Source organism: Chitinophaga sp. RAB17 (genome assembly GCF_052114225.1).
In the GTDB taxonomy this organism is placed as follows: domain Bacteria; phylum Bacteroidota; class Bacteroidia; order Chitinophagales; family Chitinophagaceae; genus Chitinophaga.
In genome coordinates this window covers 962,096-974,425 of record NZ_JBFREI010000002.1, presented here as the reverse complement: position 1 = coordinate 974,425, position 12,330 = coordinate 962,096, and the positions used below count along the sequence as shown (strand labels likewise).

At 43.2% G+C, this 12,330-nt stretch carries 13 protein-coding genes; 2 read left to right on the top strand and 11 right to left on the bottom strand.

Translation table 11 applies throughout. The features are described from left to right. Positions 1-23 precede the first annotated feature (23 nt). The 8 genes from AB4Z08_RS10010 to AB4Z08_RS09975 form a co-directional block, all read right to left on the bottom strand. Complete coding sequence (locus tag AB4Z08_RS10010; RefSeq protein WP_441573592.1) at positions 24-236, bottom strand: hypothetical protein; 213 nt, start codon at positions 234-236, stop codon at positions 24-26. Then, complete coding sequence (locus AB4Z08_RS10005) at positions 236-739, bottom strand: NADH-quinone oxidoreductase subunit NuoE family protein (RefSeq protein WP_441573591.1); 504 nt, start codon at positions 737-739, stop codon at positions 236-238. Before AB4Z08_RS10005 ends, AB4Z08_RS10010 begins: the two co-directional genes overlap by 1 nt. Before the next feature lie 32 nt (positions 740-771). After that, the gene (locus tag AB4Z08_RS10000; protein WP_441573590.1) at positions 772-1,992 is read right to left on the bottom strand and encodes an NADH-quinone oxidoreductase subunit D; all 1,221 of its coding nucleotides are present in this window, start codon (positions 1,990-1,992) and stop codon (positions 772-774) included. Between the two features lie 12 nt (positions 1,993-2,004). Then, complete coding sequence (locus AB4Z08_RS09995; protein ID WP_441573589.1) at positions 2,005-2,520, bottom strand: NADH-quinone oxidoreductase subunit C; 516 nt, start codon at positions 2,518-2,520, stop codon at positions 2,005-2,007. Positions 2,521-2,563: 43 nt separating this feature from the next. After that, on the bottom strand, positions 2,564-3,127 hold the full coding sequence (locus tag AB4Z08_RS09990; RefSeq protein ID WP_441573588.1) for an NADH-quinone oxidoreductase subunit B: 564 nt from the start codon (positions 3,125-3,127) through the stop codon (positions 2,564-2,566). A gap of 24 nt (positions 3,128-3,151) precedes the next feature. Then, positions 3,152-3,547, bottom strand: a complete 396-nt coding sequence (locus AB4Z08_RS09985; protein WP_441573587.1) for an NADH-quinone oxidoreductase subunit A — start codon at positions 3,545-3,547, stop codon at positions 3,152-3,154. Between the two features lie 161 nt (positions 3,548-3,708). Next, entirely contained in the window at positions 3,709-5,475 is a 1,767-nt protein-coding gene (locus AB4Z08_RS09980) for a tetratricopeptide repeat protein (protein ID WP_441573586.1), read from the bottom strand. A gap of 37 nt (positions 5,476-5,512) precedes the next feature. Then, the gene (locus AB4Z08_RS09975) at positions 5,513-6,424 is read right to left on the bottom strand and encodes a substrate-binding domain-containing protein (protein ID WP_441573585.1); all 912 of its coding nucleotides are present in this window, start codon (positions 6,422-6,424) and stop codon (positions 5,513-5,515) included. A 567-nt stretch (positions 6,425-6,991) separates the two neighbouring features. On the opposite strand from AB4Z08_RS09975, the gene AB4Z08_RS09970 reads away from it, so the two are divergent. Together AB4Z08_RS09970 and hisS are read left to right on the top strand one after the other, a co-directional pair. Next, entirely contained in the window at positions 6,992-7,429 is a 438-nt protein-coding gene (locus tag AB4Z08_RS09970) for a low molecular weight protein-tyrosine-phosphatase (RefSeq protein WP_441573584.1), read from the top strand. 21 nt (positions 7,430-7,450) lie between these two features. After that, positions 7,451-8,800, top strand: a complete 1,350-nt coding sequence (gene hisS / locus AB4Z08_RS09965; RefSeq protein WP_441573583.1) for a histidine--tRNA ligase — start codon at positions 7,451-7,453, stop codon at positions 8,798-8,800. A 72-nt stretch (positions 8,801-8,872) separates the two neighbouring features. On the opposite strand, the gene AB4Z08_RS09960 is transcribed toward hisS, so the two are convergent. The 3 genes from AB4Z08_RS09960 to purQ form a co-directional block, all read right to left on the bottom strand. Continuing rightward, entirely contained in the window at positions 8,873-10,915 is a 2,043-nt protein-coding gene (locus tag AB4Z08_RS09960) for a protein-disulfide reductase DsbD family protein (protein WP_441573582.1), read from the bottom strand. A gap of 105 nt (positions 10,916-11,020) precedes the next feature. Continuing rightward, positions 11,021-11,476 (bottom strand): protein-disulfide reductase DsbD domain-containing protein, encoded by a 456-nt coding sequence (locus AB4Z08_RS09955; RefSeq protein ID WP_441573581.1) that lies wholly within the window; start codon positions 11,474-11,476, stop codon positions 11,021-11,023. A gap of 35 nt (positions 11,477-11,511) precedes the next feature. Continuing rightward, positions 11,512-12,204, bottom strand: a complete 693-nt coding sequence (gene purQ, locus AB4Z08_RS09950) for a phosphoribosylformylglycinamidine synthase subunit PurQ (RefSeq protein WP_441573580.1) — start codon at positions 12,202-12,204, stop codon at positions 11,512-11,514. Positions 12,205-12,330: the final 126 nt, after the last annotated feature.

Sequence of the window (12,330 nt, the reverse complement as noted above, 5' to 3'; positions counted from 1 at the left end):
CAACAGATTTTTGTGTATATCTTTTATGCCTTACGTATGCCGTGTTGGGAAATGCGATCTGCCAGTCTGTAAAACAGCAGGCCCGCGCTAACACCACAAATAAAGGAAACAAACCAGTTATCTATCCGCCATAATGCAGTGAGTAATCCCACCAGCAAAAGAGCTTCTACGATTTGCAGTTTGTGGCGCTGATACATTTCCTTGAAACGTATGGATATGGTATGTTTCGGATGCATCAGTTTGCGTTTGCTTTAGATCTGCATTCTGTGATAATTTCATCTACTTTAGTAGGCGTCAGGTGTTCACGGTAATGTTTACCCAATTGCATCATGGGCGCATATCCGCAGGCACCTAGACATTCTACGGTTTTAAGGGTAAATAACCCGTCTGCCGTAGTTTCGCCTACGCCGATCCCCAGTTTACCTTTAATGTAATCAATGATCTGATCGGAACCACTTACCATGCAGGGACCTGTCTGGCATACCTCAAAAAGATAGGTACCAACCGGCTTCAGGTTAAACATGCTATAGAAAGTAGCTACTTCATATACTTCAATTGATTCCAGTTGCAGTAATGTTGCAACGTAGTCCATTGTTTCTGCACTTAACCATCCGCCAAATGCTTCCTGAGCCAGGTGCAGCACCGGTATCAATGCACTTTTCTGCTTCCCTTCCGGGTAGCGTGCAATGATTTCTTTTACTTTATTCAGTTTCTCTTCCGAAAATTGAACCACAGCCATTATTTTAATCAGCTTTAATCTTCAAAATATTCTTACGCATCCAGCTCTCCTGCAATCAGGTTCAGGCTACTCATACACACAATCGCATCGCTCAACATACCACCCTGTACCAGTTCAGCGTAAGCCTGGTAATAGATAAAGCAGGGACGGCGGAAATGCAGTCTGTAAGGACTACGGCCACCATCACTGATCAGGTAAAAACCAAGTTCACCATTAGCACCTTCTACAGCGTTATATACTTCACCTGGTAACATATCTGCTTCTCCCATCACTATTTTAAAGTGATAGATGAGTGCTTCCATTTTTGTGTATACATCCTGTTTCTCAGGCAGGTAGTAAGCAGGAACATCTGCATGATATACATCATCCGGCAGTGTTTTCAGTTTATCCATCGCCTGACGGATAATGCTGAGACTTTCCCACATTTCTGCGTTACGTACCAGGAAGCGATCATAGCTATCACCGGTAGTACCAACAGGTACAGAGAAATCAAAATCCTGGTAAGAGCTGTAAGGATTTGCTACACGTACATCGTAATCCACACCGGCTGCACGCAGGTTAGGACCTGTGAAACCGTAGCTGAGCGCTCTTTCCGCACTGATACCACCTACACCCTGTGTACGCTCCATGAAGATACGGTTACGGGTAAGCAGGGTTTCAAATTCTTTCAGTACAGCAGGATATTCTTTGAGGAAACGCTCGATTTTAGCAAAAGCAGCTGGCGTGAAATTTCTTTCAAAACCACCGATACGACCAATATTGGTGGTCAGTCGGGAGCCACATATTTCCTCATATATTTCGTATATGAGTTCACGATAGGTCATCACGTAAACGAAACCGGTTAATGCGCCGGTATCTACTCCCATTACGGAGCTGCAGATCAGGTGATCCGCAATACGTGCCAGCTCCATGATAATTACACGCAGGTAATCCACTCTTTTAGGCATTTCCAGGCCCAGGAGTTTTTCTACGGTGAGTATCCAACCCATATTATTGATAGGGGCAGAGCAATAGTTAAGACGATCTGTCAGCGGTGTAATCTGGTAATAGGGACGGCGTTCTGCGATCTTCTCAAAAGCACGGTGAATATACCCTACGGTAGAAACAGCGCTCACAATACGTTCGCCATCGATTTCCAGAATATTCTGAAATACGCCATGCGTAGCCGGGTGAGTAGGACCCAGGTTAAGCGTCTGCGTATCTTTTTCTATAGAGCCTTCCGGCAGTTTTATATGTTGTTTCTGATCTAACATAACCTGGTTGTATTAAAGATTTCCCCCTCTTCCAAACATCTCATCATCTTTATCAATACGCATGGAGTCTTCCAGCGGAAATTCCTTTCTCATAGGGAAATAGGTCATTTCATCCACATTCAGTACGCGTATCAGGTTGGGATGTCCTACAAAGTTGATCCCGTAAAAATCATAAGTTTCGCGCTCCATCCAGTTGGCGGATTCATACAGCTTGGTAGCTGTAAACACATCCGGTTGGGCTACTGGCGCGAATACTTTCAGACGGAGCCTGATATTATCCTGCAGGTTATGCAGATGATATACTACTGCCAGCTCTTCATTTTTTCTATCAGGATAATGCACCGCAGTGATATCCGTTAAAAAACGAAAACGCAATTCCTCATCGTCAAACAGGAATTGCATTACTTTCAGGTTATAATCTTTCTGTGCGGTGAGGGTAAGCAGGCCAAACGGCTCTTCAAAGCCGGTAAGCACATCTCCAAACTTCTCCGTCAGGCGTTGCTGTATGCGTTCGTTTGTTAAAGACATTAACAATTTGAAATTTACGATTTACAATTAACCATTCCCCCTCTTACTTGATACCATAAGACTCCATCAGCTCTTGATATCTGTCGGAGTTACGGCGGCGGAGACTTTCCTGACCTACCAGGTCCTGTATTTTCATAAAACCATCGATAATACCTTCTGGTCTTGGAGGACATCCTGGTACATATACATCTACCGGAATTACCTGGTCAATACCCTGTAATACAGAATAGGTATCAAATATACCACCGCTGCTGGCACAGGCACCTACGGCCATTACCCAGCGTGGTTCAGCCATTTGCAGGTATACCTGGCGTACAATAGGTCCCATTTTCTTGGAAATGGTACCCATTACCATCAGCAAATCGCACTGACGGGGTGTAAACGCCATACGTTCTGCCCCAAAACGGGCCATATCGTAGGTAGCTGCCATGGTGGCCATGAATTCGATACCACAGCAGGAAGTAGCAAATGGTAAAGGCCAGATGGAGTTTTTACGCGCCAGGCCTATTACTTTGTCAAATGATGTGGCATAAAATCCCTCACCGGAATATCCCTCAGGGATTTCCACCGTTTTCACCTTGTTATTATATTGAACCGGACGAGCCATTTGATTTAATTTAGAGATTTAAAATTAGTCTTCCCACTTCAGTGCACCCTTCTTAGTGATGTAGATAAAACCACACAAAAAGAAGCCCACAAACATCAGCACGGCAGTAAAGCCTTCCCATCCCAGTTCCCTGAAATTAACAGCATAAGGGTAGAAAAAGATGACTTCCACATCAAATAACACGAAAAGAATAGCGGTAAGAAAGTATTTGATGGCCACCGGCTGCCGGGCATTGCCCTTTTGCTCGATTCCACTCTCAAAGTTAATAAGCTTATCGCTGGTTTTGCGTTTAGGACCCAAAAAGTGAGTAGCTAACATCGTGATCCCTACGAATCCTAAAGCTGCAACAAGTTGCAATACTATAGGGAAATAGCTAGAAGGAGTAGTCGTTGCTGACAAAAATACAGTGTCTGTATACATAAGCTTCCCGATAAAAACATTGTCCGAATGCGCAAAAATACTGTAAGTTGACCAAATATCAAATCTATTAGGGTCTAAAATATTATCTTTTTTCACCAACCGGAAACTAAAAAACCTCCTGTGGGTACAGGAGGTTTTTTAATATCGTATATAATTAATAACTATTTCTTATTCTGGCCTTGTTTGGCAGCTGGTTTAGCAGCAGGCTTGGTAGCCGCTTTTTCACGGGCAGCCATGTTTTCTGTGATCTGTTTAACAGCACCGTTATTTGGATCAATAGCAGCCAGCTTATCAGCGTATGTCTTTATATTACCTTTATCTTCCTTGAAGTAGTAATATAATAACTCATAGGTATAAGCATTGATCAGCGTAGATTTAACTTTTGCAGGATCGCCCGCTTCAGACATTTCTATATACTTATCAAAGTAAGGCTTGGCAACACCAGCCTGTGCCTGCGGATCTTTAACAAAGTTGGCCATACCTCTCCAGTAGTAACCAGTACCCAGTTCAGGTTTCGCTTCGATCACTTTCTGGAAAGCAGCATCAGCTTTGCCCAGTTGAACAGTATCTGCTGGCTTAGCGGTTGCCGCAGCCAGGTAGTAGTTGTGACCTACGTTGAAGTAATCGATCGCCTGCAGTTGTACTTTATTGGCAAGAGATATTTCGTTTGCTTTCTCATACCATTCTGCTGCTGCTGCGTAACTTCTGGCCGCTTTCAGCTGATCTGCAATCTGGATAAAGGTTTCAGGATCCTTAGCAGTGATAGCACCCGCATACTTTTCCAGGTAAGTCAATGCTTTGGCATTGTACTGGTTCTGAGTAGCGGAATCGCTGGATTTCAGGCGCATGTAAATAGTGCTCAACAACTTATAGTCATTAGAGTCCAGTTTGGCGTCACCTACTTTTGTTGCGTAATCATCCATCACTTTTTTCGCGTTCAGGGAATCACCTTTCTGGAGGTAAGCATCACCAATCAGCAAGTTCAGCTTGTTCTGATAAAATTCATCAGCACCTGGCAGGGTAGCCTGGCCTTTGCTGATAGCGGCATCATAATCTTTCTTGAAGAAAGCGATGTAAGCTCCCAGGTATTGGTTCTTTGTTTTATCTGCCGGATCTGCTACAGCCATGTATTGCTCCAGGTATTTAGCAGCATTTTCCCAGGATAACTGATCCTTTTTAGGTGTGATGTAGAATTGAAACAGCTCGTAGAAAGCAGGACCATATTTAGGGTCCATGTTGGTAGCTTTGGTGTAATCTGCTACTGCTTCAGCTTTCAGCCTTGCATTGTAGTTCACCAAACCTTCTTTCATGACAGCTTCTGCATTGTTTGGATCTACTTCCAGTGCTTTTTCATAAGTGGTGATGGCTTTACCACCGTTTTCACCACCCAGGAAGCGGTAAGCATCTCCCAGTTCGATATAATCAGCTGCGGTAGCAGTGTATTGTTCTTTTTTCTTGCGTCCCTCATTGTTCAGGAGTTTTTCCATTACAGTCAGGGCGTAAGCACGATCACCACCTTTTATTTCTGAGCTGGCATCTGCAATTGCGCGGGCTACATCGCCATCACGACCTTGTGTAGCAGCACTGGCAGCGTCAAACTTTGTTTTGGCTGCAGCGGCATCTCCCTTTAGCAGATCAATACGGCCCATACCTACCTGTAATAAAGCGGAGGTAGGCACTGCCTGTAAACCTTTCTGGAAAGTAGCTGCAGCACCTGCTACATCTTCTTGTCCAAGCTGCGCTATACCGAGGTAATAATAAGCTTTGTCCTCCGTAGGCTTTGCTGCAATCACTTTCTCAAAATTCTGCTTGGCAGACAGATATTTACCATAATACAGGTCTTTTAATCCATCCTCCACAGATTGGGCCATCGCACCGCTAGATGCAGCGCAAAGCAATGCTACGATTAAACTTTTCCGTTTGTTCATGCAATCTGGTTTTTTAGTTTTAGTTGTGTGTTTTTTACTACTTAAGGTTTGCTTCTCTGAATACTACATTCAATCTGGCCGGAAACAAACGGAACTGCTTGATAACAAGCTGTCCTTCATAACTGCCGAGAAAGGTGGCGAATCCACTGCCCAGTCCGTGATAAGGTTCTTTCAGGCAGAAAAAGAAGCCGCGCTTCAATGGATAGGTACCAATACCAATATACGCCTGGTATGGTTTAACAAATTCTGAACCATTGTCTGCTCTTAGCCTCACTACAGATACTTTTTTTGTAAAAGCCATTGACAATGAGTCATTAGGATCAGAGATCCAGCTAACTCCTATCACACCTATTGCGTCTTTGTTTTTTGACACGTAGTCCACCACTTCCGGGTTGGTTTTAGCAGCCATAGTATTAGTTGGCAAAGGCTTACCCATATTGATGGAGTCCATGATATATCGCACGGTGCTTGAGTTGGCATTATCAAACACCAGTTGCCATTTCCTGTCCTTATTTGTGCCGTTCATGATACTGCGTACCTGTTCCATATTTAATATGGAGTCAGGGTTCTCCTTGTTCACCACCAGTGCGAGCGCGTCCCAGGCAAGTAAAAGGCTGTTAGGCGTAATTTTGATTTGCTTGAAGTAGTCGCGCTCCTGTTGGTTGAAATCGCGGGTAACGATCACCAGTCGGGCACTATCATTTAAAAGATCTTTAAAGCATTCAGCCTCCGGTTTATAGGTAGGGATGATATGCGCTTTCGGATACAGTGATTCAAAAACTTTTATTTCAGAATCTATCAGTGGCTTATAAGTTTCATCCACACTGATGCGGATGGTGCCTTCTGTAGCTGTATCTAATTTTTTCGCATTTGGATTAGGCCCACAAGCGGCCATCACAGTAATTGCTGCTAAATATACAGCATTCATCTTTCTAAAACTGAAAAACATATCACCCCCCTTTAGTTCCTGTTAAAAAAAAGTTTTCTTACTCCATTATAAACTCTAAAGAGGCCGTACGTTATCAACACCGCACCCACTATACTCATTGCTGAAGGGGATATACGGAACTGTGCCATTCCCAGTTTTTCCGCAAAAATTGCGAACAGACCAAAGAGTACAAAAAATATCCCTCTGATCAGCTCACCCATTGGCCGATACCTGTTTTCCTGTCGTCTGCTTGTTTGTTCTTCGTGTGTTTCCATGTTGCGAATTACAATTATACAAAAAAAAATTTTTTAATCGGGCAAAGAGAATTTTAGAAGAATGTTAAAAAACTGCCACAAAACCGCACCCTATTGCTTATTCAGCCGCAATTTGAGGCATTTTTTCAACATGTTGTTATATTTCGATCTAAAATCTCATCATTTCCTGTGTTTTACAATTTGCATCCATTTATGCTTTGTATCCGGGAAATCCCCCGATTTTTATCCTTGTTTTCATGATAAAGATGCAAATGAATGCACATTTCCATAATATCTTGTAGGTTTGCGGCCTGATATTCAAATATTCATCCGCATGAAAATATTGATGGTTTGCCTGGGTAATATTTGCCGTTCGCCTCTGGCAGAAGGGATTATGAGACATTTGGCGAAGGAAAAAGGACTGGATTGGGAAATTGATTCTGCCGGTACTGGTAACTGGCATATAGGCCATGCGCCTGACCACAGGTCCGTGAAAGAAGCCCGGAAAAATGGAGTGGATATATCCGGTCTCCGTGGCAGACAGTTTCAGGTCGCAGATTTTGATACATTTGACCTTATTTATGTAATGGACCGAAGCAATTATACGGATGTATTACGTAAGGCCCGCAATGAAGCCGATAAAGCGAAAGTACACTTCCTGCTGCCGGAACAACAGGAAGTACCTGATCCCTGGTTTGATGACGCACTGTTTACACCAGTATATAAAATGATTTATGAGGCCTGTGAAAACATTGCAGACCAGCAACAATAAAACTTTTAATAATTTTTTGAGATGATAAAGCCCGGTATTCCTAAAGGCACCCGTGATTTTGGCCCGGTGGTAGTGAGAAAACGTAATTACATTTTTCAAACCATCAGAGACACCTTTGAGGTATTCGGTTTCCAACCGCTGGAAACACCTGCGATGGAGAATTTGTCTACATTGACAGGAAAATATGGAGAAGAAGGTGATAAGCTGATGTTCAAAGTATTGGACAACGGAGATATTTATACTAAAGCACACCAGGCAAAAGATAACAGGGAACTCCTGGCAGCAGTGACCGAAAAAGCATTGCGCTATGATCTTACGATTCCTTTCGCACGTTATGTGGTAATGAACCAGAATGAACTGGCACTTCCTTTTAAACGTTACCAGATGCAGCCGGTATGGCGGGCTGATAAGCCTCAAAGGGGCCGCTATCGGGAGTTCTACCAATGTGATGCAGATGTGGTAGGCAGCAATTCTTTACTGAATGAAGTAGAATTGTTGTTGATCTATGATACAGTACTCACCAAACTGCGACTACAGGGTTATGAACTACGTATCAATAACCGCAAAATATTGTTTGGCCTCGCCGAAGTAATAGGTAAGACTGAATTGCTGACAGATATTACTATATCCATCGACAAACTGGATAAGATCGGTGCTGAAGGTGTTAGAAAGGAGCTACAGGAAAGAGGTTTGACTGATACCGATATAGACACCATTGAGAAATTCCTGGCCATTGATGGTAGTAGTGATGAAAAGCTGGCACAATTAAAAGAACTGCTGCAATCATCCGAAACGGCTTTGAAAGGTATAGAAGAATTATCCTTTGTAATTAATTCGGGATATGCCAGTTTTAATGCCACACCTATTATAGATGTTACCCTGGCGCGCGGTCTTAACTACTACACCGGTATGATTGTAGAAGTAAAAGCACCTGCTACCGTGAAAATGGGCAGCATCGGTGGTGGTGGCCGATACGATGACCTCACAGGACTCTTTGGCCTGAAAGGCATTTCCGGGGTAGGTATTTCTTTTGGGGTAGATCGTATTTACGATGTATTGGAAGAATTACAATTATTCCCTGAAGCAGCACAACAATCTACAAAAGTATTATTCCTGAATCTTGGGGAAGACAGTGCCCGTACAGCTTTTGGATATATGATGCAATTGCGGAAGAAAGGTATTGCTGCGGAGTTATTCCATGAAAATGCCAAAATGGATAAACAGATGAAGTATGCAGATAAAAGAAGTATACCTTATGTGATTATCCTGGGAGAATCCGAATTACAGGAAAATATGATAAGCGTGAAGAATCTGACTAATCGCCAGCAGGATAAAATCAGCGCTGCCGATTTACTGAATTATTCTTTCTGATAAATCATCACTATAAAAAGAAAGGCCGTTTGTTTTGAAACAAACGGCCTTTCTTTTTATAGTGATTTAAACTTATTTAGCGTGTCGTTTTGCAAATTCAGCTTTCGCGTTTTCCAGGTATTTCACAAATGCATCTACATCTTCTTTCGGATCATAACCATATCCTTTGTTCACCAGTGGCTTTCCTTCCAGATCCACCGGAATATAGTAAGGCTGTGAATTACGGTTAAAGTGGGTCACTTCCAGATCCTGATTCTTCTCTCCAATATTCCTCACCTTTTCACCTGATTTGTTAACATATTTTTCCTCATCAGGCAGAGAAGTTTTCTCATCTGTATACAAAGAAGCTACGATAAAATCATTGCGCAGAATCTTCATTACCGCCGGAGCAGACAATACAGATTTCTCAAACTTGCGGCAATTCACACAGGTATGTCCCGTGAAATCCAGCATGAGTGGCTTATTGGCTACCTTTGCAGCCGCCAGTGCTTCTTCATAATCGAAGAACAGACTTTCCACGCCTGGAATTTCAGAATGTAAAATATCTACCAGCTTTTTAGGCTTCACCGTATTCACATTACTTCCACCGGATCCGCTACCGCCACCGCTTTCCAGCGATGCCTGTATATCTACCAGCGATTTGTTCAGGTTAAAGTCCTGAGAACCTTCATGTGGCAGGAATCCGCTGATACCTTTCAACGGCGCACCCCACATACCCGGAATCATATACACCGTGAATGTGAAAGTAACAATCGCAAAGCAGAGCCTTGTAACAGTAAGAAAAGGTACGTCACTGTCGTGGCTGAATTTCAGCTTACCGATCAGGTACAACGTAAGCAGTGCAAAAATAGCAATCCACAATGCCAGGAATATTTCCCTATCCAGCAGATTCCAGTGATAAGCCATATCTACGTTAGAGAAGAATTTCAGCGCCAATGCCAGTTCTACGAAGCCCAGTGTTACTTTTACTGCGTTTAACCATCCACCGGATTTACCGATTTTATTCAGCAAACTAGGGAAAAGCGCAAACAGTGAGAATGGGATAGCCAATGCCAGCGAGAACCCAAACATACCTACCAGTGGACCGGAGTTACCTCCTTTGGCTGCCAGTACCAACAGGTTACCTAAAATCGGACCTGTGCAGGAGAACGACACAATCGCCAAGGTCAATGCCATGAAGAAAATGCCAACCATACTGCTCATGCCCGCTTTCGAATCGGATACATTGGCCCAGGAACTGGGCAAACTGATTTCAAATGCCCCAAGGAACGAGAAGGCAAATAACAGGAAGATCACAAAGAAAATCATATTGGCGATACCATTGCTGGCCAGTGAATTGAGTGCACTTGCGCCAAAGATTTTTGTGATCAGGAAGCCCAGCAGTGTATAAATAACAATAATGGACAGGGAATAAATAAATGCGTTCTTTATTCCCTGCGCCCTGGTAGCACTACGTTTAGTAAAGAAACTCACCGTAATCGGAATCATGGAGAACACACAAGGCGTAATCAATGCGATAAAGCCACCGCCAAAGCTCGCAATAAATATCCACCACAACGATTTATTAGATGCATCATCATCAGCTACATCACCGGCACCGGCTGCGGTAGCCTTATCTCCAGTGGTAGCGGTTGGAGCAGCAGCAGTTGCAGCTGCAGAAGCTTCCACTGGTACGCTAAACGTTTCTTCTTCAGGCACTGCATCTTCCCCTTTCAGAACCATATAGGTAATGGTTCCTTTCAGTTGGGCTACAGGGCCAGTCAGCTTTACGCTGGCCAGTAATTCTACTTCGTTCTCGAAGTATTTGATCTCAAGATTATCGAATAAAGGCTCCTTACGGTTTTCCAGTTTACCATTTTCCGTGATGCCTGCAATAGTACCTTTGACGCTGCTATCCAGCACCACTCTTGTATTAGGATCATCATTTCCCATGGTAGTAGAAAAAAGCAACCAGCCTTTTTCTATGGTGCCCTTCAGGTGAAGCACATATTCCTGGTCATTTTTCTTTTCTGCAGAAAACTGCCATTTAACAGGCTTCGGGCTGGCGTCCTGCGCATTTGCGCTGAGCGCAAAAATGGCGAAGACAGGTATCAAAAATGAAAGCAGATGCTTCATAAAGTCAATAGGCTTTAAATAATATAGATCTGAGAAAACAAGAAACGAGTTCCTGTTGAGAGGAACTCGTTTTATGAGTATTGTTATCAGTTACCGGATGCAAAATTATTTTCCTCCAACACTCACGGCAAACTCCACTTCTTTCGGAGGCAGACACTGGTGATCATCGCACACCATGAACTCTACTGATCCTTTTACTTTAGTAGCTGCTTTACCTTTCACGGTTACTTTCTGCACGAAATCTACGGTGCTTTCGTAATATTTCAGTTCAGAGTTGAAGTTCTTATCAAATGACTTGTGCAGTTTACCTACTTCTTCCACTTTACCTGTTGTGGCTACCAGTGGATTCTTTACGAATTTGAAGGCAGTTGGTACTGGTCCTTCTCCCGCTTCCTGTGCATACACGTGCCAACCGGCATCAATGGTAGCAGTGGCGTGTACTTCGTAGGTCGTTGCATTTACTTTCTTGGCGGTGAAATTCCATTTTACCGGATTCTCGATCTGAGCGCTTGCCAGAATGGGCAAGGCGAACAAAGCCAGTACTGTTAATAATTTTTTCATGCTTTTCTTTTTAATTGGTTGGTTGATTTAATCTATTAGTTGTTGTTGATCAGACTCTGTAAAATCAGCTGACCATCGGTATTACCCAAAGCCAGACTGGTAGCCCTCTCCGGGTGAGGCATCATACCAAAGACATTTCTTCCTTTGTTACAGATACCTGCTATGTTGCGGATGGCGCCGTTATGGTTAGCAGATTCAATAATATTGCCAAATTCATCGCAGTAGCGGAATAACACCTGGTTGTTTTTAAACAGTTCATCCAGCGTGGCGTCGTCCGCGTAGTAACGGCCTTCTCCGTGGGCAATAGGAATCATCAGTGATCTGCCTGCCACATCTTTAGTAATGGATGCAGTAGTATTCTCACTTTTCATATATACATTTTTGCAGATGAACTGCTGATGCTGGTTCTGCAATAATACGCCTGGCAGCAATCCTGCTTCACATAATACCTGGAAACCATTACAAACACCAATTACGCGGCCACCTTTATTGGCAAATTCTATCACGCTCTGCATCATTGGGCTGAATCTTGCAATAGCGCCGCAACGCAGGTAGTCACCATAGGAAAAACCACCCGGTAATACGATACAATCTTCTGTGCTGAATGCGCTCAGGTCTTTATCCTTATGCCACAGTTCTATTACTTCCTGTCCCAGGTCATTACGCAGGGAATCAATCATATCATGATCACAATTAGAACCGGGAAAGGTGACAACGCCAAATTTCATCTGAAAATGTTTTGTGTTTATGTGTAAATAATGCTTTAAAACTGTTTTTACCCGATGTTTTTATCATCATTTTCACGAATGACAAATCTACTGGGAAAGGACAAAATTACTTCGCCGTTCGCAATT